The sequence below is a fragment of the Candidatus Accumulibacter propinquus genome (assembly GCF_056856495.1).
This window is the reverse complement of the sequence record NZ_JBSEHC010000002.1, coordinates 1-26,603: the sequence shown is the minus strand read 5'-3', so window position 1 is coordinate 26,603 and position 26,603 is coordinate 1. Positions and strand designations below refer to the sequence as shown.

At 64.4% G+C, this 26,603-nt stretch carries 22 protein-coding genes and 3 pseudogenes; 23 read left to right on the top strand and 2 right to left on the bottom strand.

The window, feature by feature from the left end; all coding sequences use genetic code 11:
• Positions 1–3: 3 nt before the first annotated feature.
• Positions 4–696, bottom strand: a complete 693-nt coding sequence (locus AC15MQ_RS02640; protein WP_483079252.1) for a TonB family protein — start codon at positions 694–696, stop codon at positions 4–6.
• A 355-nt stretch (positions 697–1,051) separates the two neighbouring features.
• Between AC15MQ_RS02640 and AC15MQ_RS02635 the strand changes: the two genes are divergently transcribed.
• The 21 genes and pseudogenes from AC15MQ_RS02635 to AC15MQ_RS02535 form a co-directional block, all read left to right on the top strand.
• A complete protein-coding gene (locus tag AC15MQ_RS02635; RefSeq protein WP_483079251.1) occupies positions 1,052–1,486 on the top strand; it encodes a type IV pilin protein in 435 nt (144 codons plus the stop codon).
• Entirely contained in the window at positions 1,483–2,067 is a 585-nt protein-coding gene (locus tag AC15MQ_RS02630) for a GspH/FimT family pseudopilin (RefSeq protein WP_483079250.1), read from the top strand. Before AC15MQ_RS02635 ends, AC15MQ_RS02630 begins: the two co-directional genes overlap by 4 nt.
• A complete protein-coding gene (locus tag AC15MQ_RS02625; RefSeq protein ID WP_483079249.1) occupies positions 2,064–2,540 on the top strand; it encodes a type IV pilus modification PilV family protein in 477 nt (158 codons plus the stop codon). Before AC15MQ_RS02630 ends, AC15MQ_RS02625 begins: the two co-directional genes overlap by 4 nt.
• A gap of 6 nt (positions 2,541–2,546) precedes the next feature.
• The gene (locus AC15MQ_RS02620) at positions 2,547–3,602 is read left to right on the top strand and encodes a PilW family protein (protein WP_483079248.1); all 1,056 of its coding nucleotides are present in this window, start codon (positions 2,547–2,549) and stop codon (positions 3,600–3,602) included.
• A 71-nt stretch (positions 3,603–3,673) separates the two neighbouring features.
• The gene (locus AC15MQ_RS02615; protein WP_483079247.1) at positions 3,674–4,219 is read left to right on the top strand and encodes a pilus assembly PilX family protein; all 546 of its coding nucleotides are present in this window, start codon (positions 3,674–3,676) and stop codon (positions 4,217–4,219) included.
• Positions 4,220–4,249: 30 nt separating this feature from the next.
• The gene (locus AC15MQ_RS02610) at positions 4,250–9,340 is read left to right on the top strand and encodes a pilus assembly protein (protein WP_483079246.1); all 5,091 of its coding nucleotides are present in this window, start codon (positions 4,250–4,252) and stop codon (positions 9,338–9,340) included.
• 206 nt (positions 9,341–9,546) lie between these two features.
• Positions 9,547–10,671 carry a homocitrate synthase gene (gene nifV, locus AC15MQ_RS02605; protein ID WP_483079245.1) on the top strand — a complete coding sequence of 375 codons (1,125 nt, stop codon included), beginning with the start codon at positions 9,547–9,549 and terminating at the stop codon, positions 10,669–10,671.
• Between the two features lie 4 nt (positions 10,672–10,675).
• Positions 10,676–11,491 carry a serine O-acetyltransferase gene (cysE, locus tag AC15MQ_RS02600; RefSeq protein ID WP_483079244.1) on the top strand — a complete coding sequence of 272 codons (816 nt, stop codon included), beginning with the start codon at positions 10,676–10,678 and terminating at the stop codon, positions 11,489–11,491.
• Entirely contained in the window at positions 11,484–12,011 is a 528-nt protein-coding gene (locus tag AC15MQ_RS02595) for a hypothetical protein (RefSeq protein ID WP_483079243.1), read from the top strand. Before cysE ends, AC15MQ_RS02595 begins: the two co-directional genes overlap by 8 nt.
• Before the next feature lie 14 nt (positions 12,012–12,025).
• The gene (nifW, locus tag AC15MQ_RS02590; RefSeq protein ID WP_483079242.1) at positions 12,026–12,340 is read left to right on the top strand and encodes a nitrogenase-stabilizing/protective protein NifW; all 315 of its coding nucleotides are present in this window, start codon (positions 12,026–12,028) and stop codon (positions 12,338–12,340) included.
• Positions 12,341–12,344: 4 nt separating this feature from the next.
• Positions 12,345–12,803 (top strand): nitrogen fixation protein NifZ, encoded by a 459-nt coding sequence (locus AC15MQ_RS02585; protein WP_483079241.1) that lies wholly within the window; start codon positions 12,345–12,347, stop codon positions 12,801–12,803.
• Positions 12,796–13,659, top strand: coding sequence for a nitrogen fixation protein NifM (gene nifM / locus AC15MQ_RS02580; RefSeq protein ID WP_483079240.1), 864 nt, complete (start codon positions 12,796–12,798; stop codon positions 13,657–13,659). Before AC15MQ_RS02585 ends, nifM begins: the two co-directional genes overlap by 8 nt.
• 146 nt (positions 13,660–13,805) lie before the next feature.
• The gene (locus AC15MQ_RS02575) at positions 13,806–14,981 is read left to right on the top strand and encodes a DUF2863 family protein (RefSeq protein WP_287665274.1); all 1,176 of its coding nucleotides are present in this window, start codon (positions 13,806–13,808) and stop codon (positions 14,979–14,981) included.
• A 10-nt stretch (positions 14,982–14,991) separates the two neighbouring features.
• Positions 14,992–16,323 (top strand): adenosylmethionine--8-amino-7-oxononanoate transaminase, encoded by a 1,332-nt coding sequence (locus tag AC15MQ_RS02570; RefSeq protein WP_483079239.1) that lies wholly within the window; start codon positions 14,992–14,994, stop codon positions 16,321–16,323.
• The gene (gene bioF / locus AC15MQ_RS02565; RefSeq protein WP_483079238.1) at positions 16,320–17,474 is read left to right on the top strand and encodes an 8-amino-7-oxononanoate synthase; all 1,155 of its coding nucleotides are present in this window, start codon (positions 16,320–16,322) and stop codon (positions 17,472–17,474) included. The genes AC15MQ_RS02570 and bioF overlap by 4 nt, the downstream gene beginning before the upstream one ends.
• Positions 17,471–18,217 carry a pimeloyl-ACP methyl ester esterase BioH gene (bioH, locus tag AC15MQ_RS02560; protein WP_483079237.1) on the top strand — a complete coding sequence of 249 codons (747 nt, stop codon included), beginning with the start codon at positions 17,471–17,473 and terminating at the stop codon, positions 18,215–18,217. The genes bioF and bioH overlap by 4 nt, the downstream gene beginning before the upstream one ends.
• Positions 18,217–18,987, top strand: coding sequence for a malonyl-ACP O-methyltransferase BioC (gene bioC / locus AC15MQ_RS02555; protein WP_287665267.1), 771 nt, complete (start codon positions 18,217–18,219; stop codon positions 18,985–18,987). Before bioH ends, bioC begins: the two co-directional genes overlap by 1 nt.
• Positions 18,984–19,673 (top strand): dethiobiotin synthase, encoded by a 690-nt coding sequence (gene bioD, locus AC15MQ_RS02550; protein WP_483079236.1) that lies wholly within the window; start codon positions 18,984–18,986, stop codon positions 19,671–19,673. The genes bioC and bioD overlap by 4 nt, the downstream gene beginning before the upstream one ends.
• A gap of 161 nt (positions 19,674–19,834) precedes the next feature.
• A pseudogene (locus AC15MQ_RS02545) lies at positions 19,835–20,095 on the top strand (IS5/IS1182 family transposase); the annotation flags it as partial.
• A gap of 306 nt (positions 20,096–20,401) precedes the next feature.
• Positions 20,402–22,273: pseudogene (locus AC15MQ_RS02540) on the top strand (sensor domain-containing protein); the annotation flags it as partial.
• 317 nt (positions 22,274–22,590) lie between these two features.
• Positions 22,591–22,797 (top strand): annotated as a pseudogene (locus AC15MQ_RS02535) (IS5/IS1182 family transposase); the annotation flags it as partial.
• A gap of 185 nt (positions 22,798–22,982) precedes the next feature.
• On the opposite strand, the gene AC15MQ_RS02530 reads toward AC15MQ_RS02535, so the two are convergent.
• Positions 22,983–23,243 carry a hypothetical protein gene (locus AC15MQ_RS02530; protein WP_483079680.1) on the bottom strand — a complete coding sequence of 87 codons (261 nt, stop codon included), beginning with the start codon at positions 23,241–23,243 and terminating at the stop codon, positions 22,983–22,985.
• Positions 23,244–23,512: 269 nt separating this feature from the next.
• Here AC15MQ_RS02530 and AC15MQ_RS02525 point away from each other — a divergent pair, with 269 nt between their 5' ends.
• Both AC15MQ_RS02525 and AC15MQ_RS02520 read left to right on the top strand, forming a co-directional pair.
• Entirely contained in the window at positions 23,513–25,147 is a 1,635-nt protein-coding gene (locus AC15MQ_RS02525; protein WP_483079235.1) for an ATP-binding domain-containing protein, read from the top strand.
• A gap of 97 nt (positions 25,148–25,244) precedes the next feature.
• Complete coding sequence (locus AC15MQ_RS02520) at positions 25,245–26,603, top strand: vWA domain-containing protein (RefSeq protein WP_483079234.1); 1,359 nt, start codon at positions 25,245–25,247, stop codon at positions 26,601–26,603.

Here is a 26,603-nt window from a genome sequence, read left to right as displayed (position 1 = left end):
GGCCTAGCGCCCCAGCGGCCTAGCCGGCGCTGGCGAGACCGCAGCGTTCCCCGCGGCCACCGACCGGGCCGCCGCCGGATCGGCGGCCACTTGCCGACGCGGGTCACCAACGCTCACCCGGTCGGTCGCATGGCTGCCGTCAGTTTCGCCGCCGTCGAACACAATTTCGAAACGCGTCTCGCTGTTGACCGCCACCCCTTCGATCTCGCCCGGACTGAAACGCAATCGCGCAAAGACTGCAGCTGCAGCCGCGTCGAAATCGGCCGACAAGCTGCTGCCAGCCACTTCGACGCGATCGACCGTACCGCCGACACCGACGAACACCCGCAACACCACCTTGCCGGTACGCTGCCCGGTAGTGCCCGGCTTCTCCGGCTGCGGTATCAGCGGCTCGTCCAGCAACTTCGGTGCAACCGTCAGTTCGGAACGTGGGAAATACCAGGGACCCGGCGACGCGTCGATGGCGAAGGGGGCCACCAGGTACGGCGGCAGCTGCGCCTCCAGCCGCTGCTGGCCCAACGTCGCGAGCAGTGAAGTCGCGTCGGCGGATTCGGCCGGCTCCGGCGGCAGCGCTGGCTCCGACTCGGCAACGCGCGTCGAAGGAGCGTCTGCGGACGCCGCCAAGATCTCATCGCCAGGCGCTTCGATGGCCGCCGGTGGCGCCGCGCGGGCCGTGCTGCGCAGCGTTGCGAACACGGTCGACCTGCCCAGACCCGGCCCCACCGCCCCGGCACCCGGCCGCAGAACCGCCCACACGCCCCAATGGAGCAGTAGCGACCCGGCGAGCGCCCAGAGCAGCCTGCGCCACTGTTCCTGCTCCGCTGAACGGCCCGTGAATGCCCCTATCGAGAAGCGCACTGTCTGAAATGAAGATGCCGGAGGAGCCGAAAGCAGGATTCTACCGCTCCCGGTTGCGCACACCGCGCCACTCGTCCCCCAACGACTGCCGTACATCGCTCGGCGCTTGCTCCAGACCAGCCCTGGACTATGATGGCATCAGTCGCCGTTACGCCCGGCCCCCCCCAAGCTGCTCCCGAGGAAGATCGACGCTGTGAACAGACAAACCGGCTTCACCTTGATCGAGGTCATGATCGTCGTGGTCATCATCGGCATTCTCTCGGCAATCGCCATACCCAGCTACACCGATCACCTGACCCGCTCCAGAATCACGCAGGCGACCTCCGGTCTGGCGGAACGACGCACGCGCATGGAGCAGTTCTTCCAGGACAACCATTTCTATTTCCAGGCCGATCCGCCGATCAGTGCGCCGGCCTGCGCCGCCGACACGACCGCCAGCAGCTACTTCAATTTTTCTTGTCCGACGCTGACCGCGACCACCTACACCCTGACCGCCACCGGCAAGAGTTCGATGACCGGCTTCACCTACACGGTCACCGAGGCCAACGTCAGGGCCACGCCCGCCGTCGCCGCGGGCTGGACGACCTCCGCGACCTGCTGGGTCACCAGCAAGGGAGGTGGCTGTTGAAACCCGGGCGCGGCTTCAGTCTGGTCGAACTGATCGTCGGCATGGCCATCCTCGGCGTGCTGCTGGCGATCGCCATGCCGGCCTTCAGCAACTGGCTGCGTAACGCCAGGGTGCGCACGGCCGCCGAATCGGTGCAAAACGGCCTGCAGTTGGCCCGGGCCGAGGCCGTAAGGCGCAATACGACCATCAGTTTTCAACTTGTCGACACCACCGACGACAGTTGCGCGCTGAGCACAGCCGGCCCGAACTGGGTGGTCAGCTTCGACAGCCCGGTCGGCGCCTGTGCAACACCGCCCTCCGACACCGTCGCGCCGCGCATCATCCAGTTGCGCAGCGGTGCCGAAGGCTCTGCGGACACGACCCTGGCGGCCGACCAGTCGGCCCTGGTGTTCAACAGCCTGGGGCGCCTCACGCCGGTGCCGGCCGCCAACGTCACGATCAACGTTGCGAGTGCGACCGGCGGGCTTTGTCTGGCCAGTGGCGGGCCGATTCGTTGCCTGCAGATCATTGTGACGCTCGGTGGCCAGATCCGCATGTGCGATCCGGCCCTGGCCGTCGGCGACGCGCAGGCCTGCACATGAACCGATCGCCCAACACCGCCAAGGCCCAGGCAGGCGTCATGCTGCTGGAAGCGCTGATCGGGATCCTGATCTTCTCGCTGGGCATCCTTTCGCTGGTCGCCCTGCAGGCGACGTCGATCCAGCTCACCAGCGACGCCAAGTACCGTACCGACGCCAGCCTGCTGGCCAATCGGCTGATCGGGCAGATGTGGGCGAGCGGCTTGACCACCGCCGGCCTGCAGGCGCAGTTCTCGACGGCGTGTACCGATTGCACCACCTACAACGCCTGGCTCGCCGATGTGCAGGGGATCGATGGCCTGCCGGGCGTCGTGGCGGCGTCGAGCGGCGTCGACTCGACCTTGCCGGCCGTGACCGTTGACAACACCGGACAGGTGGTCATCACCATGTTCTGGCGCACGCCGCAAATGCCGACCAGCGGCGCGAATTCCTCGCACCGCCATGTCGTCGTCTCACAAATCGTCCGCAACCCCTAGACCGCCATGAACTCGCACTCAATACCGCCCGCGATGGCCAGACCAGGAGGCTTCACTCTGGTCGAAGTGATGGTCGCGATGGTCATCGGCATGATCGGGATCATCATCATGATGCAGGTTTTCGCCTCTGCCGAAGGGCAGAAGCGAACGACGACGGGCACCGGCGATGCGCAAAGCAACGGCGCGATGGCGATCTATACCCTGCAACGCGATATCCGCGAGGCGGGTTACGGCTTCAACGCCATGAACGCCCTCGGCTGCGCTCTGGTTCTGCCAAGTCGTACGCTCACGCAACTTGCCCCAGTCGTCATCAACCCACCGATCGCAGACGTCCCGGCCGGCGACGCCAACACCGACACCCTGCTCATCGCCTACGGCAACGGCGAGGGCTCGCCGGAGGGCGATGTGATAACCGCCGTCCCCAGCGCAACAGTGATCGGGGTACAGACCGCAGCGAGCTTTTCCGTTGGTAGTCAGGTAATCGCCGCCCCCTCAGGCCCAACCGCCGGCTGCAGTTTGACATTGGCAGGAGTGGACTCCATCGCAGCACCTAACCTCACCACCACGGTAGCCAGCGGCGCCGTCGATGGCGGCACACTTTTCAACCTGGGTACCAACCCAAGAATCCTCGCTTACGCCGTTCGTGGCGGCAACCTCACGTTCTGCGATTACCTAGGCCCAAATGATTGTAGTTTGGCTACAAGTTATGTTGCAATCGCCAACAACATCGTAAGCCTGCGAGCCCAATATGGGCGCGACACCGATGCCGTCCCGGACGGCATCGAAACCTGGGACCAGAACCCACTGTTACCGGCTCCGGCAAGTGCAGAGACTCGCGCCTGTCGATGGGCCAGAGCCTCGGCGCTGCGTATCGCGGTCGTCGCGCGCAACAGCCAGGTCGACCAGGGCACGGTCACCGCGCAGGCGCCGGTCTGGGAAGGCAGTGGCGGCGCGGCGATCGATCTGACCGCCAGGGCCGACTGGCAGAATTACCGCTACAAGGTCTTCGAGACCGTCGTACCACTTCGCAACCTGAGCTGGATGGCCCCATGTACGCCCTAAGGCAAAAACCTGTACCGTCACCAGCGCTTGCCGGCAACAGCCCATCAAGTGAGCGCGGTGTCGTCCTGCTGGTGGCGCTGATCATCCTCGTGGCGCTGACGCTCGCCGGGGTGGCGCTGATTCGCTCGGTCGACACCGCCAACATCATTGCCGGCAACCTGTCGTTCCGCGAATCGGCGGTTCACTCTGGCGAAAGTGGTACGCAGGCCGCGATCACCTGGCTGGAAGAGAACAACAACTCAACGCTACACAACGTTGCCGTTATAGAGGACCGCCTGATTTTCTACTCTGCCGCTCGCGCTGATCGTGACGTCGATGGCGACGAGTCTTGGGAAGTGTATTGGAACAGGGTTAAACCGCCAGACGACTGGACCTACCCTGTGGATCCCGCAGGCAACACCGTACGCTTTGTGATACATCGGTTGTGTGATGAAAACAACAAAGCTCCGCATAACACCAACTGCGCCAAACCACCCGCCGGCGTCAACACCGGCGGCAGTTTCAGTGCCGGCGGTCCAGCACAGATCGCCAGCAACCAGGTCTATTACCGCATTACCACACGCATCACCGGACCACGCAATACGGTCGCCTACCTCCAGACCGTCGTGGCGCTGTAGGTCGTCAAGCAGTTCAAGAAGGAGTTTGCCATGCAAACCAGGAAAGTGACCACCCAATCGCTGTCGCTGCTCGCGCTGCTGCTGCTTGCCGTGGGCGCCCCGGCCGGGACAACCCAACTGGCCAACTCGCCAATCTCCGGTGCTTCTTCGGTCGAGATATCGCCCAACGTGATGTTCGTCCTCGATGACTCGGGGAGCATGGCCTGGGACTTCCTGCCCGACTGGGCGGAAAGCACCGACCGCTCCCGGAGCAGGAATGCCGGCTTCAACGGCGTGGCATACAACCCGGCCATTACGTATACGCCGCCGAAGTATTTCTCCGTTGATGGCTTGCCCGACACCACCACCTACCCCAGCCAGACCTCCGCCAACACCAGCGCCTGGACAGCCGTCAAGGACAACGGCTACGACCTCGGCGCGTCGGCAACGACCCGCAACCTGGTCGGCAGCGCCTTCTACTATACGACCCAGGCCGGCGAGTTCTGCACCAACAAGAGTCTGAAGTCGTGCAGTACCACGTCGGATGCCTCCCACCCGGTGGCGGCCAAACTGCGCTGGTGCAAGACTGCGGCAGAAGCCATCGCCCTGACGCCCAGCGCGGGTGCCTGTCAGGCCGTGCGGATCGAGACCTCTGGCGCCAATACGCCGTTCGAGTTCGCCCGCCTGCCCGCGCCACGCACCAGCACGATCACCCTCAGCGGCACCAGCAGCACGTCGATCAGCAGCATCACCGTCAGCTCGCTGCAGATCCTATCGACCACCATCGCCGCCTCCACCGATCCGGCGGTACTCGCCGCCAACATCGCCACCAGCATCAACGCCTGCACGTTCATCAAAACGGGCACCTGCGGCATCGTCGGTTACAGCGCCGTTGCCGCGGCCGGCGTGGTCACGGTCAGCGCGCCGGGCGCCGTCACGGCCACACCGGCGGTGACCAAGAGTGGCTCGATGAGCGTCAGCACCACCGCCTTCGCGCGCCCCTCGACCAACCGCGCGCCGGGTGAAAACCTGCTGACCGTCATCACCGAGACGACCACCACCTATCCCAAGCTCGGCGCCCGCAGCGACTGCGCCGCGGACCCCTGCACCTATGCCGAGGAAATGACCAACTATGCGAACTGGTGGGCCTATTACCACACCCGCATGCTGACCATGAAGACCGCCGCCAGCCTGTCGTTCGAACCGATCGGCAGCCGTTTCCGTATCGGCTACATGACCATCAACAACAACACCAGCACCGACTTCCAGAACATCGACGTGTTCAACGCCGCCCAGAAGAAAGCCTGGTACGACAAGCTGTTCTCCGCCGTACCGAACCTGAACACGCCGCTGCGGATCGCGCTGTCGAACGCCGGCCGTCTGTACGCGGGTCGCCTCAATGAAACCAGCTTCAACGGCGTCGACGTCGTCGACCCCGTGCAGTTCTACTGCCAGCCGAACGTCACCATTCTTTCGACCGACGGCTACTGGAACGAAGGCGCCGGTTTCAAGTGGGACGGCAGCACCGCCGTCGGCGACCAGGACGGCCCAACCACCGGGGAAGTGCGACCTCAACTCGATGGCGGCGGTTTTCAGGAGCAGAAATCCACCGAGCAGGTCAACAAGACCACGCGCCAGGAGATGGCCGCAACGGGTCCGCGGCAGAAGCGGACATCGCCCCTGCAGACGCGCACCCGGACGGGACACATGCAGGAACTCACGGGACCGCTACAGGTCCGGGCCTACGTCCTGCAACAACGGGTGACGCAGGTACGGCAACGGACTTCCAGCGACGGCGGCCTGACCTGGAGTGCTTTCGGCGATGTCGCGTCGTGCTCGCCGGTCACCGGCCGGGTGGACTGCGTAACGCTTCCCCGCGGCAGCGCGGCCGACACCCCAAGCTGCACTTATGTCGTCGGCGGCACGACGGTGACCGGCGCGGGCACCGACAGTGAAGTCACGACCTACACCACGCGAGTCGAATGCCTGTACCGGGACCCGGTTCCCACCTGGTCCGACACCACCAGTACCTGCACGGTGGCCAACCGGACATCGGCAACCACGACCGGCACCGTCTATCGGGCCGACGCGAAAGCCTGCCGTTACAACTGGGGCACCACCTGGACCGATGTCGATTCCTGCACGGCCGCGGAATCGACCGCTTCGCCGTACACCGTGACTCTCGGCCGCAGATGTCAGCGGGACTGGAGCGACTGGGTCACCGCCACCGGCAGTTGCACCACCTCGGCCACCGTGGAATGCCGGGCCGACCCCGACCATTGGACCGACTGGACCGACACCGCGAGTTGCAGCACCGGGACATCCGGAACCACGGTGACCGAATGCCGGACCAACCTCGGTTCGCCGGTGGCCGTGGCACCGCCATGCACGGCAGTGACCACGGGCATCATGCGGACGACGTGCAGTACCAACAGTACGGGCCCGACAGCCGTCGACCCGACCACCTGTACCGCCGCCGAGCCCAGTGCCGAAAACGACTATGTCTTGACCACCTGCCCGGTCACGACCACCGGTCCGACCGACGTGGCCTCCTGCACCCCGGCAGAACCCACCTCCCCCAGTTATACCCGAACGACCTGCTCGACCTTGCCCAGGGGCCAGACCCCCGACACGCTCGCCGATGTGGCCCAGTATTACTGGAAAACCGACTTGCGTGATCCCGCGCTGACGCCGGACCGCTGTACCGGCGGCCCGGTGGTCACCGGCGAAGTGACGGTGCATAACAACGTGTGCACCAACGACGCCTTGAAAGGGCCACGGCAGAACATGATCACCTATACCCTCGGCCTCGGGGCATCGGGTCTGATGGGCTACGACAAGGATTATCCCACCGCCACCAGCGGCGATTTCTACAGCATCAAACTCCCCGAGAATGCCAACCCCGATGCCGGCATCTGCCCCTGGCAGCCCGTCGGAACGCCCTGCAACTGGCCGAAACCCGAGAGCAACGCGCAGACCAACATCGACGACCTCTGGCACGCCGCGGTCAACGGTCGCGGCACCTACTTCAGCGCTTCCGACCCTTCGTCCCTGGCGGGCGGCATCAGCAGCGCGCTGCAGTCGGTGGAAGTCAAGGCGGGTGCCCTGGCAGCGGTCACGGTCACCAGCCCGAACCTGGTCGCCGACGAGGCCGGAAACTCGATCTTCGAAGTGTCTTTCACCGCCGGAGACTGGTCCGGAGATCTGGTCAAGCGCACCATCGACGGCACGACCGGCGCGATTTCGGCGACCCCGACGTGGGCGGCGCAGGCGAAACTCGACGCCAAGGTATCGACGGACGGTTATGCGGCGCGCAAGATCCTCACCTTCGATACCAGCGAGACCTCGACCACCAAACTGAAGTCGTTCCGTTGGGACGACGAAGGGCTCAGCGATGCCGAGAGAGCGGTTTTTGTCGGTCTCAGCGATGCCGACAAGGCGTACTTTGCCAAAACGGCCATCGCGCCACCTTCCGGCACGCTGACGCAGTTCTGCACGGTCGGCACGATCTGCCTGCCGGATGCCACACAAACCGCGGCCAGCGGGAAAAATCTGGTTAACTTCCTGCGCGGCGACAAGAGCAACGAGGGTGCGCTGGTCAGCACCACCACCTACTACCGCCAGCGTACCCACCTGCTGGGCGACATCGCCGGTTCCGAAGCCGTCTATGTCAAGGGGTCGCCGTGGAACTATGCCGACTACCAGTACGGCACCTTCAAGGCGAGCAACGCGAGCAGAACGGCGATGGTCTACATCGGCGCCAACGACGGCATGCTGCACGCCTTCAATGAGAGCACCGGTGAGGAGGCCTGGGCCTATGTCCCGGCACTCGTCCTGCCGACGGTCTACAAACTGGCCGACAAGAGCTACTCGTCGCTGCACCAGTTCTATGTCGATGGCACACCGGTGATGGCGGACATCTGCGCCAGCGACTGCGCGACCCCGGCTGCCGGCGACACCGCCAGCCCGGTCTGGAAAACCATTCTCGTCGGCGGCCTGAACCATGGAGGACGCGGCTACTACGCGCTCGACATCACCACCCCGGCCTCGCCCAAGGCACTCTGGGAATTCACCCACGAGAATCTCGGCTACAGCTACGGCAACCCGGTGATCACCAAACTCAAGGACGGCACCTGGGTGGTCATCGTGGCGTCCGGATACAACAACGTCGGTCCCGGAGACGGCAAAGGCTATCTGTTCATCCTGAACGCCGATAGCGGTGCGCTGATCCGGGCGATCACCACCGACGTCGGCGACACCACCACCCCCAGCGGGCTAGCGCGGATCACCGCCTGGGCCAACTTCCCGGACAACAACAACACCGCGCAACGGGTCTACGGAGGCGACCTGCTCGGCAACCTCTGGCGCTTCGATGTCAATGGCGACATTCCGACGACCGTCGACCCGCCGGTTTATGACGCGCAGCGCCTGGCGACCCTGAAGGACGCCGGTGGCGTCGCCCAGCCGATCACCAGCAAGCCTGAACTCGGCAAGATCGCCGGCCAGCCGGTGGTTTTCGTGGCCACCGGACAATTGCTCGGCGCCGATGATCTGGGGAACACGCAGACGCAGTCCTTCTACGCCATCAAGGACCGGCTGATCAACGCGGATTACGGCAGCCCGCGGCCACTGACGCCCCCACAGACCGACCCGGTACCAGGGGATTTCGTCCAACAGACGCTGACCTCCGGCACTTGCGGCGAGGGCAATCCCTACTGCAACGAAGGCGACGCGATTGTCACCAGCAGCAGCGAGACCGTCGATTTCCATACTAATGACGGCTGGTTCGTCGACTTCCCGGTCGCGGGAGAACGGGTCAGCACCGACCTGCGCCTGCAACTCGGAACCCTGACCTTCAACACCAACACGCCGACCTCGGGAGCGTGCGCTGCCGTTGGCGTGAGCTTCGCCTACTTCCTCGATTATCGGACCGGCGGACCCGTTGAAGGAACCGATGGACTCGCCGGTGCCAGGCTTGGCGAATACCTGGCTACCGCGCCAAGCGTGATCCGCCTGGTAGATGGCACGATCAGGGAATTGATCCGAACCGATGCCCCCGGCACCCTCAGCAAGCCGGTGCCGATAGACCCGACGGGGCCTGGCACGCGCCGGGTATCCTGGCGGGAACTGGATGCCGAGTAGCAGACGGCAGCAAAGAACGGGAAGAGCCGCGAAAGCGGCTTTTCTCGTTTACAGACTTGACCCGGCAGCGCCTCGCGTCGCTTTCCAACAGCAGCCACCCAATGTCGTAGCAAACCCGACAATTCCGCTACAAACGTGTTTTGCAGCGGCCGATTTGCAAGGCATTTCATGCTGGCACCGGATTTGCTAGTCAGTCACTGACCGCCATGACCAACAAACCCCGAACCCACATCTTCATCAACGACACCACCCTCCGCGACGGTGAGCAATCGGCTGGGGTAGCCTTCAGTCTCGACGAGAAAATCGACATCGCGCGTCGCCTCGATGCACTCGGCGTGCCCGAGCTGGAAATCGGAATTCCAGCCATGGGCGACGCCGAGCGCGCAAGCATTCAAGCGGTCGCAGCACTCGGACTGCGCGCCCGCCTGATGGTCTGGAGCCGGATGAATCGCGCCGACATCACGCTCGCGGCGGGACTTGGCCCACAGTTGATCGACATTTCGGTACCCGCTTCGGATCAGCATCTGCATTCCAAACTGCAGCGCGATCGGCGGTGGCTGCTGACGCAGATCGGCGAGCATGTGCGTCTGGCACGCGATCTGGGATTTGGCGTCGGCATCGGTGCCGAGGACGCTTCGCGCGGCGACCCGGAACTGCTGGCGGCGATCGCCGAAGCGGCGCAGTCGGCGGGTGCCCAGCGCATCCGTTTTGCCGATACGCTGGGCGTGCTCGACCCCTTTGCGACCTTCGAGCGCATCCGTCATCTGCGCGCCTGTTGCGATCTGGAAATCGAGATGCATGCCCACGACGATCTGGGAATGGCCACGGCCAACACGCTGGCCGCCGCCTGCGCCGGCGCGACGCACCTCAACACGACGGTGAACGGTCTCGGCGAGCGCTCGGGCAATGCCCCGCTCGAGGAAGTCGTGCTCGGTCTGCACGTCTGCCATGGCATCGAGACGGGCATCGATCTGGCCGGTTTCCCGGACATTTCGGGTCGAGTCGCCATCGCTTCGGGACGTCCCCTGTGCTGGCAAAAAAGTATTGTCGGCGAAGGCGCTTTCACCCACGAGGCCGGAATCCACGTCGACGGACTGCTCAAGGACCCGGCCAACTACCAGGGCTTCGATCCTTCTCTGGTCGGGCGCAGGCATCGCGTCGTTCTCGGCAAGCACTCCGGAGCACGCGCCGTGCAACAAGTCATGTCCAGCCTCGGGCACGCCCTGTCGGACGCCGCGGCACGTGCCTTCCTGCAGCGGCTGCGAGGCTTCATGACCCACCACAAGCAGGTGCCTTCCGAGGCAGACCTGCTCAGACTGCTCGATCGCTGACCCGATGATGACCGACCTCTCGACGCCGTTGCTCCACACCGCCAGACCACGCCAAACCCCGCCGGGGCTGCGGGCGCTGTTCGCGGAAGACCTGGCCTGCGTTTTTGATCGCGACCCGGCGGCGCGATCGCGCATCGAAGTGCTGCTGACCTATCCCGGCCTGCACGCCATCCTCGTGCATCGCCTCGCCCATCGCCTCTGGCGCCGGGGCTGGGGATTCAGCGCACGCTGGCTGGCCTTCATCGGGCGCTGGCTGACCAATGTCGACATCCATCCCGGGGCCACCATTGGTCGCCGCTTCTTCATTGATCACGGCGCCGGCGTGGTCATCGGCGAAACCGCCGAGATCGGCGACGACTGCACCTTGTACCACGGCGTCACGCTGGGAGGAACGACCTGGAACAAGGGCAAGCGGCATCCGACCCTCGGCAACGGGGTAGTGGTCGGTGCCGGCGCCAAGATTCTCGGGGCCATCGCGGTGGGCGACGGCGCCCACGTCGGCGCCAATTCGGTGGTCGTCAAGGAAGTCCCGGCGGGCCGTACCGCCATCGGCATCCCGGCGCGACTGGTCGGCGGGCGCAGCAAGGTCGGCGCGGTGGGCACTGCCGGGATGGCCATCAATCTCGACCACCATCTGATTCCCGATCCCGTCGGCAAGGCGATCCAGTGCCTGCTGGAACGTATCGAAGCCCTCGAAGCCGGGTTGCGACCTGACGTACCGACACCCGCGACCGCGGCGACGGCCACGGAGACTGCGACGGGCACCTGCATCACCTGTTCGGCAGGCGAGTTGTGTTGCAAGGAACAGGGCCGTGGCTAGTCGACTCGAACTGCTGGAACTTGGCGATGATGTCCTGTACTTCGACGAACCCTGCCCGCCTGGCGTTGCCGCCCAGATCGTAGCGGCCGCACAGCAGTACGGCCAGCCGATTGCCGAGCAGCGGCTGCTCTACGCCTACTTCCTGGCCCCCGAGCAGCTCTCGGTGCTGGTGGCCATCTACCGCTACTACTTCTACCAGCATCGCCTCGAAGACGCGCTGCTGGTCGCCGAACGGGCCCTCGACGTCAGTGCCCGGCGCCTGCACCTCACCGGTAGCTGGAGCAACCTCGGGCCGATCACGCTCGGCGAGGCGGCGATGCGCTCGATGGGCATGCTGCGCTTCCATCTCCTGGCCCTCAAGGGTTCGGCAGTAATCCTGCTGCGCCTAGGACGACTGAACGAGGCGCGTGCGCGCCTGAAGAAGATTGCCGAGGTCGACACCCGCGATGCGCTCGGCGTGCTGCCGCTGCTGTCGGTGATCGATCGTCAGTACGCCCCTGCCCACGAACTGCTTGACTGAAACCGGAGAAGACCATGCCCTGCGAAACCGACGGCTTCGAGGACGACCTCGCCGACCTGAGTTCGGCCGAAGAATTTCTGGAATACTTCGACATCGACTTCGATGTGCGCGTGGTCCAGGTCAACCGCCTGCACATCCTGCAGCGCTTCCACGATTATCTGGCCAAACAGGAAGCCGGCAAGGCGCCCGACTACGCGGCCTACCGCCAGTGGCTGGCAAGAGCCTATGCGGACTTCGTCGACTCCAGCGCGCAGACCGAGAAGGTTTTCGCCGTGTTCCAGAAAGCCGAAGGCTCGTCTTTCGTGCCCCTGTCCTCGCTGACGGACTGAAGCCGTGTTGCCGCGCTGGGACTACGGGGATGCGGTGCGCGTAACCCGCAATGTGCGCAACGATGGCACCTTCCCCGGCGCCAGAACCGGCGATCTGCTGGTTCGGCGCGGTCGCGTCGGGCATGTTCGCGATGTCGGCACGTTTCTGCAGGACCAGATCATCTACTCCGTGCACTTCCTCGACGAGGGCCGCGTGGTCGGCTGTCGTGAGGAAGAGCTGATCGGGGTCGACGAACCCTGGATCGACAGCCGCTTCGAGGTTCGCCAGAAGGTACGCGCGACGCGCTCGCTGGTCATCCGCGGGGAGATTCGGGTACCGCTGGGCAGCCGTGGCGAGATTCTCGATGTCGACCGATCCGCGGCACAGGGCGTCGTTTATCACACCCACTTCGACTGCCTGCCGGGGAATCCCTTGCTCGTCCCGGAAGCCGCGCTCGGATTATGGGAGAGCGACGATGGATGAACCGGACAACGTCTATCTCTCGCTCAAGCTGGCCGCGAAACTGTTCGGCAAACCCCTGGAATCGCTGGCGCCCGACGAGTTGCACAGGGTAAACCGGGTCGCCGCCAGACAATCCGCGATCGAGACCCTGATCCTGGCAACACCGGAAGCCGCCAGTGTGATCCTGCCGGAAAACTCGATCGATGCCAGCCTGACCGAGATCCGCGGCCGCTACGGCAACGACCACGAGTACCAGACCGACCTCGAACGCATCGGTCTCGACGCCCACTCCCTGCGCCAGGCCGTCGCCCGCGACATGGTCGTCGAAGCGGTACTGGAAAGGGTCGCGGCGCAGGCGGCGGCGGTCAGCGAGATCGATGTCGAGATCTTCTGGTACCTGCACAAGGATCGATTTCGACGCGCCGAAACGCGCGCGCTGCGGCACATCCTGATAACCATCAACGAGCAACTGGCGGGCAACGACCGGCAGTCCGCCCACGTCAGGATCGAGGCCATCCGCACGCGCCTGCTCAGGGAACCGCAGCGCTTCGCGGAACAGGCGCTGAAGCATTCGGAATGTCCCACCGCGATCAACGGCGGCCTGCTCGGCACGGTGCCGCGCGGCCAGCTCTACCCGCAACTCGAAGCCGCTGCATTCGCCCTCGACGCCGCCATGCTCTCCGACGTGGTCGAGAGCGAACTCGGTTACCACCTGCTCTACTGCGAAGCCATCCATCGCGAGCGGCTGCTGAGCTTCGCGGAGGCTCGCAACACCATTCGCGAGTATCTGGAGCAACAGCAGCACAGCCTCTGCCAGAAGGCCTGGATCGCCACCCTGCGCCGGCCGGGCATGGGCGCAACCCCGCCGTCGGCCTAGACCAGGCCCGCACAGGTCGGTCTGCTGCGGGGAATCGCCGCGACCCTGCCACGACAGCCGGCACAGGCAAGAAGATGCATGCGCGCCAACGTCAGGCTCGCCAGCTTGGTACAATGACGGATTGACCGTCTTCCAGGCTCCAGACCATGAAACGCAACCGCTTCTCATCCCGCAAGCGCATTTCGGCCGACGCCACCGAGCTCAGCCGACTGGCCATCGGCCTTGCCGAATCCGGTAGCAAGCTTGAGGATCTGTTCTGGCAGAACCGCCTCGCCGAACTGGTGGACCGGTTGTTCCAGGAAGGCTCGGAGGATGACTTCACCGGCTCGCTGGACCGCCTCTTCGACGCCCATCCGATGGCCCATGACGATCTCGCGGACATCATCGAGTCGCAAGCCGAGTCGTGCGTGATGACCGATCGCGGCCACGCGCTCGACATCCTGCTGTTTGCAGCGCCGGTACTCGCCTGGTCGCGCTTTTCGATCCCGGCCACGGCGATCCCGAAGGGCACCCTGCAGACGCTGAAAGTCCATCTCTGCGCACACGTCTTCGCCGCCGGCAGCCGCGTGGCGCTCGCCGACTATCTGTACAGCCCGGATCAACTGCCGCACAGTTTTGTCGAGACCTGGCAGTTGCTGCAACAGCTTGGAAAAGCGGCGCTGGCGAGCAGCGATCTGACCATTGACGCGTCCTCGATGCCCGAAACCAACCGCTTTCTCTCGGATACCCGCTATGTGGTCGGGGCACTGGCCATTCCGCGCGGCACACCCATTTTTCGCTGGAACGAGGCCGACAAGATCACCCGTGAAGCATCCCTCAAGGAGTGGACCCGACAGGGCGGCCCCTGCCTCGAACCCCTGCTCACCGGTTGCGCCTATCAACCGCTGCTGGCCGACGCCTACCATGCGGCCTGCCGCGCGGCCGACAGCGCCTCGCGTCCCTACTCGCTGAACGCGTCGGTGGCGTTTCTGCAAAGCACCCTCGGCCAACCCGCCGAAAGCCTGCGCGCGGTGATCGGCGGCTTCCACGACAAGCGGCTGGAAGAATACCGCGTCGGTTTCGGCCCGCACGACAGCGAGATGATCTATCACGGGGTGGTCTGGCCCCTGCTGGGCATCGAAGACGAAACCAGCGATGTCGCCGCCGAAATCGAAGCCGCGCTGCGCAAGTCCGGTCTCAAGGAGGTGGTGGTGCTCGACCAGCAGTTCCCCTACGAGTTCTGTGACGACTGCGGCGCACCGCTCTACCCCAATATCGAAGGCGATACGGTACACGCCGAGATGCCGGAGCAGAACAACGCCCCTTCACAAACGCTGCATTGAATCGGGCGCGATGAACAACAGCGATCTGCTGCAGCGCAGCCTCAACGCCGTCTGGCATCCCTGCACGCAGATGCAGCAGCATGCGGCGGCGGCCGATGCCTTGCCGATGGTGCCGATCGCCAGGGGCGCCGGCGTCTGGTTGTATGATTTCGATGGCCGGCGCTACCTGGACGGCATCAGCTCGTGGTGGGTCAACCTCTTCGGCCACTGCCATCCGCGGATCAATGCCGCGCTGCGCGAGCAACTTGAAGAACTGGAGCACGTCATCCTCGCCGGTTTCACGCATCGGCCGGTGATCGAACTGTCCGAGCGTTTGTCGGCGTTGACCGGCGGCGCGCTGGGGCACTGCTTCTACGCCTCCGACGGCGCGTCGGCGACCGAAATCGCCCTCAAGATGTCGTTCCACTCGTGGCAAAACCGTGGCCGCACCGACAAGCAGGAATTCCTGTGCCTGGCCGGAAGCTATCACGGAGAAACCGTCGGCGCCCTGGCGGTCACCGACGTCGCGCTGTTCAAGGACGCCTACGCGGCGCTGATCCGCCCGGCGTGCACCGTTCCGACGCCGGACGCACGCCTCGCCGAAGCCGGCGAAACGGCCGTCGACGTCGCCCGCCGCGCGGCGGCCGCCCTCGAACGCCATCTCGAAGGGCATCATCAGCGCATCGCGGCGCTGATCGTCGAGCCCTTGATCCAGTGCGCCAGCGGCATGGCGATGTACGACCCGGAATACCTGCGCCTCGCCCGCGCGTTGTGCGACCGCTACGAGGTGCATCTGATCTGTGACGAGATCGCCGTCGGCTGCGGTCGGACCGGCACCTTCTTTGCCCACGAACAGGCCGGCATCCGCCCGGACTTCCTCTGCCTGTCCAAGGGCATCTCCGGCGGCTACCTGCCGCTGTCGATCGTGATGACCACCGCGGCAGTGTACGCGGATTTTTACGACCCGGCCACCAGCCGCGGCTTCCTGCACTCGCACTCCTACACCGGCAACGCGCTGGCCTGTCGCGCGGCCCTGGCGACGCTCGACATCTTCGCCGACGACCAGGTCATCGACGCCAACCGCATCCTCGCCGAGCACCTCGGCAACTGCCTGCGGCCTTTGGCGACGCACCCGCAAGTCCGGCACCTGCGCCAGCGCGGCATGATCGCGGCCTTCGACGTAGTCAGCGACGACCCCCAGTTCTCGCAGCGCTTCTACCGGCAGGCCCTGGCGCACGAAATCCTGCTGCGGCCGATCGGCAACACCGTCTATTTCATGCCACCGTACGCGATCAGCGCCGCCGAGTGCGAATTTCTCGTGACGCGCGCCACCGCCGCCCTGGACGCCGCGCTGCACACATGATCTGGGACGAACTGCAAAGCGCACTCGACGCCCTGCAGCGCGACGGCCTGAAGCGCAACCGCCGCACCCTCGAAAGCCCTTGCGGACCCGTTGCGCAGGTCGCAGGCCGGACGCTGATCAGCTTCTGCAGCAACGACTACCTTGGTCTGGCCAATGACCCGGCCCTGGTCGCAGCCGCCTGCGCCGGCGCCAGGACCTGGGGCGTCGGCAGCGGCGCCTCGCATCTGGTCAGCGGCCACTTCGCCGCGCACGCCACGCTCGAGGAGAAACTCGCGGCGTTCACCGGCTTTGCGCGTGCACTGCTCTTTTCCACCGGCTACATGGCCAATCTGGGTATCGTTCCGGCGCTGGTCGGGCGCGGCGACGCCGTCTTCGCCGACCGGCTCAACCACGCTTCCCTGATCGACGCCGTGCAACTCGCGCGCGCCGACAGCCATCGTTATCCGCACGGTGATCTGGCGGCTCTCGAACAACTGCTTGCCGCCAGCCCCGCCAGACGCAAGTTGATCCTCAGCGACGCGGTATTCAGCATGGACGGCGACCTCGCCCCCCTGCCCGGCCTGCTGGCGCTCGCCGAACGCTTCGACGCCTGGCTGGTCATCGACGACGCGCACGGATTCGGCGTGCTCGGCCCGCAGGGCCGCGGCAGCCTCGCGCACTTCCATCTGCCGCACAGCCGGCGCCTGGTCTACATGGGTACGCTCGGCAAGGCGGCCGGCGCGGCCGGCGCTTTCGTCGCCGGTGACGAAACGGTCATCGAATGGCTGGCGCAGCGCGCACGCACCTATATCTTCACCACCGCCGGCAGCCCGCTGATCGCCTGCGCTCTCGCCGCCAGTCTTGACCTGATCACGCATGGCGACGCGCGTCGCCAGCATCTGATGCAACTCATCGCCCAATTGCGCGATGGCCTCGCCGCTACGCGCTGGCGCCTGCTGCCGTCACCGACGGCCATTCAGCCGGTGATCATCGGCGACAACCACGAAGCCCTGCGCATCGCCGGCGCGCTCTACGAACGCGGCCTGTGGGTACCGGCCATCCGGCCGCCGACCGTGCCCAGGGGCAGCGCACGTCTGCGGGTATCGCTGACCGCGGCGCACAGCGAAGCGCAGTTGGCCCGCCTGGTGGATGCCTTGCGGGAGCTGGCGTGATCAGCGGTGTCGACAGCGTCCGGCACCTCGCCCTGATGCATGGCTGGGGCCTGGGCAGCGCCGTCTGGCAGCCAGTGGTGGAACCCCTGTCACGACGCTACCGCGTGCACCTGGTCGATTTGCCCGGCTACGGCCAGTCGCCCGACGACGATGCCGCGTTCGACGAAACGGCTCAAACCGTGGTCGACGCCCTGCCGCATCCCATCACCCTCTGTGGCTGGTCGCTCGGCGCCATGCTGGCGATGCGCGCCGCGTTACTCGCGCCGCAACGTGTGACCGGTCTGGTGCTGGTCGGCGCCACCGCCAGTTTCACGCAGCGCAGCGGTTGGCCGGAAGCACAGGCGCCGGCCCTGCTCGACAGTTTTTCGGACAGCATCACGCGTCAGCCGGAGCAGACCTTGCAGCGCTTCGTGGCCCTGCTCTGCCAGGGCGACCACCAGGCACGATCGCTGACGCGTACGCTGCGTGCCGGCCTGCGCAACGCCCCTGTTCCGGCCAGCAAGGTGCTGAGCCGCGGCCTGCACTGGCTGCGCGAGGTCGACTTGCGTGCCCTGCTGCCGGCACTGACGACCCGCAGTCTGCTGATCCACGGCGAAAATGACGCCCTGAACCCGCTGGCCGCCGCCCGGCGCTTGGCGGGACTCCTGCCCGATGCCCGCCTGGAGGTGTTCGCTGGAGCCGGACACGCGCCGTTCCTTGCCGACCCGCAGCGCTTCATCCAACTGCTCGACGACTTCCCGTGATGCCCACACCAACAGCTAGGCAGCGTGTGCGCGAATCCTTCGATCGCGCCGCGGCCTCCTATGACCAGGCGGCGGTACTGCAGCGGCAGGTCGGCGACGACCTGCTGCGCGAATTCGCCGCCGATCCCGAACCGGCCAGCATCCTCGACGCCGGCTGCGGTACCGGCCATGGACTCCAGATTCTGCATCGCCGCTGGCCGACGGCAGAGCTCACCGCGGTCGACTTCGCTCCGGCCATGCTCGCGCTGGCACGCCCGGATGCCGACTTCTGCCTGGCGGCCAACATCGAGGCGCTACCCTGCCAGGACGCGTGCTTCACCACCTGGTGGTCAAACCTCACGGTACAGTGGTGCGATGTCGACAAGGTGTGCCGTGAAGCGCGTCGCGTCCTGCGTCCTGGCGGACAACTGGCGCTGAGTACGCTCGGCCCGGAAACCTTCCAGGAACTGCGCGAGGCCTTCACGGGTATCGATCGCCACCGCCACACGCTATCGTTCAGCGCACCGGCAACGATTGCCCAGGCGCTGCGCGACGCCGGCTTCGCCGAGATCAGGCTGATTCGCCAGACGATCAGCCTGCCCTACCCCGATCTCAAGTCGCTGCTGCGCGCGGTGAAGGCGATCGGCGCCAACGCGGTCGGTGAGGGCGCACGCAGCGGCCTGCTCGGGCGCGCGGCGTGGCAGCGCGTGCAGGCGGCTTACGAACGGCACCGCACACCGGCCGGGCTGCCCGCCCGTTACGACGTGATTCTCGCCTACGCCCGAAAATGAACGATCCACGCGGCTGGTTCATCACCGGCACCGATACCGAAATCGGCAAGACTTTCGTCGCCTGCGCGCTGCTGCACGCCTTGCGGCGGACCGGCGTGACGGCTGTGGCGATGAAACCGGTCGCCGCCGGTTTTGATGGACACGGCCACAACGAGGACGTCGAGCGCCTGCTCGCGGCGTCGTCGATGCAGCCGGCACGGAACCTGGTCAATCCCTACGGTTTCCGCGCCGCGATTGCACCGCACATCGCCGCCGCGGAAGAAGGACGGCGCATCGACCTGCCGCAGATCGCCGCCGCGCTGGCCACGCTGCTGACGATGGCCGACGTCGTCCTGGTCGAAGGCGTCGGCGGTTTCTGCGTGCCGCTCGGCGACACCCGCGACACCGCCGACCTGGCGTCGCTGCTGGCCCTGCCGGTGATCCTGGTCGTCGGCATGCGCCTGGGCTGCATCAACCATGCGCTGCTGACCGAACAGGCGATCGCCGCCCGCGGCCTGCCACTGGCTGGCTGGGTGGCCAACCGCATCGATCCGGCGATGTCCCGCTTCCCCGAGAACCTGGCGGCCCTGCAGGCGCGGCTGCCGGCGCCGCTGCTCGGCGTCGTCGAGCATGGCACGACGCCCGAACACGCGGCCCTGGCGCTACGCCTTCCCGACTGGCCGGAAAGTCGCGCGTCGCCTGCCTGACGGAGGCGCAGATCGACAAGCTCAACGAGATCCGGGAGCGGGTGACCTGAAAGGTCGCTCAGAAGAGCCCCTTGCAAAACACGCCCTGCAAGGCTGATTTTTCGCGGCTGAGGGCGAGATCTGAGGGTGCGGGCGGCCACTTCTGGCATGCTACGGTTAGCGAGTTGCGTGACCACAGCCGGAGTCTCGGCCATGTGCCCCTGATCGATCACAATCCACGCCGTGGCACGAAGATCGAATTCTCCCCGGCTGAGGCGATCCGCGATAACGAGCGGACCGCCGCCGAGCGCAGCAACGCGCGGCTCAAGGACGAATTCGGCGGCAAGAACCTCAGAGTCCGGGGCGATACCAAAGTGATGGCCCACCTGATGTTCGGCATCCTGGCGCTGTCCGCTGATCAGTTGATGCGATTACGACAATGACCCCCAGCGTTCCCACTCCGGCCGCTGTGCATTCGTGGAATGCGGGAGGGGGTTCGCACCGAACGATGAAAACCATGTCATCATGGTCAGGCTCTCAGCCAAGAAGACTTCCCTCGCGAAAAAATCGCTCCCAGCAGGCGAATGGTGCGGCGCAGCAGATGGCGCAGGAGAGTTTTGCAAGTGGCTCAATATAAAAGGTCATTTGTGTGGAGAGATTTTTGTTCAGACTCAGCAAGGCCGCATAAGTCCGATGATAATCCGGCCAGAGCATCATCTACTCAAAATAAACTATTGAGGAAATATATTATGATCGGAAAAGAATGCAACACCGCCACCGTTGACGACATTGGCAAATCGGACGGCTTTCCCGATGTGCAGCACCAAGGTCCTTTGATTAACACCGGAGCGCTGCAAAGCGCGATTTTCAATAGCGCCAATTTCTCCAGTATCGCTACGGATGCCAAGGGCGTCATCCAGATTTTCAACGTGGGTGCCGAACGTATGCTGGGCTATACGGCTGATGAAGTGACGAACAAGATCACTCCTGCCGACATTTCCGACCCGCAAGAAGTGATTGCACGTGCCGAATCCTTGAGCGTTGAACTCGAAACACCAATTGCACCTGGTTTCGAGGCATTGGTGTTCAAGGCATCACGGGGTATTGAGGACATCTACGAGCTGACCTACATCCGCAAGGATGGCAGTCGCTTCCCGGCGGTGGTTTCAGTTACCGCCTTGCGCGACGCTCAAGATGACATCATCGGCTACCTGCTGATCGGCACTGACAATACCGCGCGAAAACAGGCCGAAGAAGCGCTGCTCAAGGCAGGAGCCTTGCAAAGCGCGATTTTCAACAGCGCGAACTTCTCAAGTATTGCGACAGACGCGCGGGGTGTGATTCAGATCTTTAACGTCGGCGCCGAACGCATGCTGGGCTACGAGGCCGCTGATGTGATGAACAAGATCACGCCCGCTGACATTTCCGATCCGGATGAACTGATAGCAAGGGCCAAAGCCTTGAGCACTGAACTCCTTACCCAGATCGCCCCCGGTTTTGAAGCCCTGGTTTTCAAGGCATCTCGAGGCATTGAGGACATCTACGAGCTGACCTATATCCGCAAGGATGGCAGCCGCTTCCCTGCGGTGGTCTCGGTCACTGCTCTGCGTGACGCACAAGATGACATCATCGGCTACCTGCTGATCGGTACCGACAATACCGCTCGCAAACGGATCGAAGCGGAACAGAAGCTGCTTGAAGCCGAGCAGAAGCAACTCGGTCAACGCCTGCGTGACCATCATTTCTATACCCGCTCCCTGTTTGAGTCGAACATCGATGCGTTGATGGCAACCGATCCCTCTGGAATTATCACTGACGTCAATAAACAGATGGAGGAACTTACCGGTTGTACGCGCGACGAGTTGATCGGCGCACCCTTCAAGAATTACTTCACCGATCCGGAGCGGGCCGAGGCCGGCATCAAACAGGTACTGAGCGAAAAAAAACTCGCCAACTACGAGCTCACCGCACGTGACCGGGACGGCAAGGAAACGCCGGTGTCGTATAACGCGAGAACCCTTTATGACCGCGACCGGCGACTTCAGGGCGTGTTCGCCGCCGTGCGCGACATTACGGAGCGCAAGCAGGCGGAGCAACAAATTCTCAATCTGGCGTCGCATGACGCACTGACGCACCTGCCCAATCGTCGCCTGTTCAACGACCGGCTGGACTTTACGATGGCCAACGGAAAGCGAAGTCGTCGGTATAGCGCGTTAATGTTTCTGGATCTGGACAACTTTAAAACCGTCAATGATTTACACGGGCATAACGTGGGCGATCTGTTGCTGATCGAGACGGCACAACGCATTTCCAGCTGTTTACGCGCGGTCGATACCGTCGCGCGTTTCGGTGGGGATGAGTTTGCCGTGATCCTCAACGAACTGGATGTGGATAGAAGAGAATCGAATAAACACGCGAACCTTCTCGCTGAAAAAGTTCGCACCATCCTGAACAAGAAATATCTGCTCAAATATCAGCTTGAAGGCAAGGCAGAAACGACGGTCGAACATCATTGCACAGCAAGTATCGGCGTGGTGTTGTTTCTCAATCATACTGCCAGCCAACATGACCTATTGAAATGGGGCGATATCGCCATGTACGAAGCCAAGGAGGCAGGGCGAAATTCTATCCGATTTTATGAACCGGGATGAAAACCACACGGCCAATTGCCGCTCCGCCCAAATTCGTTTCTTCATTGCTATAAATGCCCATGGACGCTATGCCCCTGTTACTCATGAGTGAATTTGAAGCCAGCATTGTCGGGCGGCCGCTTTCGATTCTCCCGCGCGAACGGTGAAGGGTTGCTCCAAAGTCTCATGGCCGACGCCAATGGGTCGAAAGTGAGCATGGGCAGGCGGACATCGAGAAACTGCCGGGTCAACACAAACGTAACACTCCGCAATGGCCGATGCCCTGTAAAGTCATATCCTTATACACAAATCCACGCCGTGGCACGAAGATCGAATTCTCCCCGGCGGCGGCGGTCCGCGATAACGAGCGGACCGCCGCCGAGCGCAGCAACGCGCGGCTCAAGGACGAATTCGGCGGCAAGACCCTCAGAGTCCGGGGCGATACCAAAGTGATGGCCCACCTGATGTTCGGGATCCTGGCGCTGTCCGCTGACCAGTTGATGCGATTACGAAAAGAGCCCCAGCGTTCCCTCTCCGGCCGCTGTGCATTCGTGGAATGCGGGAGGGGGTTCGCACCGAACGATGAAAACAATGTCATCAGGTTAGGCTCACAGCCAAGAAGACTTCCCTCGCGAAAAAATCGCTCCCAGCAGGCGAATGGTGCGGCGCAGCAGATGGCGCAGGGGAGTTTTCAAGTCGCTCAGAAGAACTGTTTGGCGAAGTTGGCCAGGGCGATGGCGATCGGGATGCCCATCATCCAGGTGAGCTTGCCGAACTTGGCATCCACCAAGGCAAACCTGTTCTCCATTCGCATTTCCAGGCGCTCGATGTCGTGCTTGGTGGACAACCCGGTATGCGACTTGACAATGGTCCGCACCACCGCATCGGCTTGTTCTGCGGGCATGCCTGCCGCGCGCAGCTCCTGGCCAGGTTCTTGGGTGTCGAAAGTGACCGTGCCCATGTGGCGTAGCTTGACACACCAAACCTTCTCTTGACAACCCGCCAGCAACCGGCAGAGGTGGCCCCGGATTTTTGATCACAGGAAATCCGCCTCTGGGGCTCTGAACCCCGCGGGAGGCTCGAAATCCATGGATCACCCGTGCATTCCACGCCGATTGACACCGGCACCCCCACGCCTCTTGTGCCACGGGGGTAAGTGGTGCCTGACGGAAGCAGGCAAGCTCCGGTACTATCCTGTACAGGCGAACCCGCCTGATCAGGAGATCCCCGATGGCCCGCATCATTCCCGACGGCTGGCGCGAACTCTCCGTCACCGGCGCCGCGCAACGCGAGATCGAAACCCTCGCCGTGCTCGCCGACGGCCTGCCCGACGACTACACCGTCTACCATGCGGTGCACTGGACCGGCATCGACGGACACTTTGCCATCTACGGCGAGATCGATTTTGCGGTGGTCAATCTGGCCGGCGACCTGCTGCTCATCGAGCAGAAGTGCGGATTTCTCGACGAAACGGCCGCCGGCCTGGTCAAGCAGTATCCGGGCAAGTCGAAGAGCGTGCCGGTGCAGATCTCGCGCATGGTCAGCCACCTGCGCGGCAAGCTCGCTGTCCGCGGCGATATTCCCTCGGTACACACCGACGCCCTCCTCTATTGTCCGGACTATACGGTCAGGAACCCGGAAACCGCGGGCCTGGTCCCCGAACGCATCGTCGATGCCAACCGCCGTGGCCAGCTCTGCCAGATCGTCCAGCGCCTGCTGCCGGCACGCGAGAAAACGCCGGCCACCACCAAAGTGCATGCTTTCCTGCGCAACCTGATCCAGCTCGATACCGACGTCAGCGCGCTGATGGGGCATGCCCGCGAGGTCGTCACCCGGGTTTCCGGCGGCCTGGCGCAGTGGGCGCGGCGGCTCGAATTCGAGCCCTTCCGCCTGCGCGTCACCGGCACCGCCGGATCGGGCAAGACGCAACTCGCCCTGGCCGAATTCCGCGCCACCGTCGAAGCCGGCCAGCGGCCGCTCTATGTCTGCTTCAACCGCCCGCTGGCCGACCACTTCAGGCGCATCGCACCGGCCGGCGGCATGGCCTGCACCTATCACCAGCTCTGCGACCAGCGCCTGCGCCAGGCCGGCGAGACACCCGACTTCACCTTGCCCGACGCCTTCGAGCGCCTGCAGAAAAGAGCCGCCGAACTGGCGGTGAGCGACGCCTTCCTGTTCGACACCCTGATCGTCGACGAAGGCCAGGACATCTCCGAGCCCTGGCGCGACTTCATCTTCCGCCATGCGCGCCCGGAAGCGCGCATCCTGTGGCTCGAAGACCCGCTGCAGAACCTCTACGGACGCCCGCCGACACCGCTGCCCGGCTGGGTGACGCTGCGCACGCAGAGCAATTACCGCAGCCCGCGACCGATCGTCGAATTGCTGCGCCGCCTGCTGCCCGGCGACCTCGACATCGAGGCGGCCTCGCCGATCGCCGCCGACGAAATCGAGATCCTTGACTATGCCGACACCCAGGGCCTGTTCGCCCGCGTCAAGGAGGCCATCCGGCTCTGCTACTCCGCCGGCTTCAAGAAGCACGACCTCGCCATCATCAGCTACCACGGCCGCGCGCAGTCGCACTTGCTGGCGCTTGACGCTCTCGGCCAGACCAGCCTGCGCCACTTCACCGGCGCGTACGACCTGTTCGGACAACCGGTCTATAGCCAGGGCGACGTGCTGGTCGAATCGGTGTACCGCTTCAAGGGCCAGGCCGCCCCGGCGGTCATTTTCACCGAGATCGATTTCGCAGTGCTCGACGATCAGGCGGTGCGCAAGCTCTTCGTCGGCGCCACGCGCAGTTCGATGAAGCTGGTGCTGATCCTGCACCAGAAGTCCGCCGCCGGATTGCTCGAACGCCTGCACTGATTCATCACCGCTGCGCCCGGTGGCGCATCCTGTGAGCTCGACGGTCGCTATCCTGCAGACATCTGCCGGCAATGGTGCCGGACGAACAGGAGACCCGATGCCCCATCACCAACCCCGTATCCTCATCCAGCCGCTCAAGCCGGCAGTCATCGCCGGCGTCTCCCAGAGGCTTCCGGTCCTGATCCGCGTGCAGGCGCCCGATGCCGCGCCGACGCAGGGAAAAGCACGCAAGCCTTACCACCTCGCCCTGGTCATCGACCGTTCCGGCTCGATGTTCGGTCCGCCGCTGGTTGAAGCCGTTCGCTGCACCAGGCACATCATCAACCAGCTCGCGCCCACAGACCTGGCCTCGCTGGTCATCTTCGACGACCGCGTGCAGACCCTCGTTCCGACCCACCCGGTTGGTGACCGCCAGGCACTGCACCTGGCCCTGCTGCAGATTCATGGCGGCGGCTCGACCAACCTGCACGGCGGCTGGCAGGCCGGCGCCGATGGCCTGCTGCCGACCGCCGTGCAGGCAGCACTGGCACGCGTCGTCCTCCTTTCGGACGGCAACGCCAATGTCGGCGAGATCACGAACACCACGGCGATCGCCGCCTGCTGCGCGCAGGCCGCCGAACGTGGCGTCACCACCTCGACCTATGGTCTCGGACCCCACTTCAACGAGGAATTGATGGTCGAGATGGCCAAACGAGGCGGCGGCAACCATTACTACGGGGATACCGCTGCCGATCTTTTCGAGCCTTTCGCCGAGGAGTTCGACCTGATCTCGGCCCTCTGCGCCCGCCATGTCCGCCTGTCGCTGGCGGCACCGCCACACGTCCGCATCCGCCTGCTCAACGATTATCGACGCGAAGGCCATGCGGACTTGCCGGTGATCCATCTGCCCGACATTGCCTTCGGCGCCGAAGCCTGGGCACTGGTCGAACTGGATCTGCCGCCGGCGTTCGCCACCGAGGACGCCCGGCAGTTGCTGCAAGCGACCGTCACCGCCTCGGCACCCGAGGATGAACCGTTATTCTTTGCCGACGCCACGCTGACTCTCACCGCGCTGCCGGCGACTGCCTGGGACGCGCTGCCGAATGATCCGCTGGTGGTCGCGCGCCAGTGCGAACTGGCTGCCGGCAAGCTGCTCGAACAGGCGCGCGCTGCCGCTGAATACGGCGACTGGAACACCGTCGAGCGCCTGCTCGCCGAAGCTCGCCTGCGCTTTGCCGAGCAACCCTGGGTGATCGAGGTGCTGGAGAGCATGGCGGAGCTAGCCGGCATGATGGACACTGCACGCTTCCGGAAGGAAGCGCTTTATGCCGCCCGCAAGATGAATTCGCGGATTTCGGCAAAGGAAGAATGCGGCTACCTGGGTCCGGACACCGAGTCGACCAGTGCCAGCTTCCTGCGCCGCAAGACGGCTCAGGGCAAGGCGCAGTTCGGCAATCCGGAGGATGAGAAGGAATAG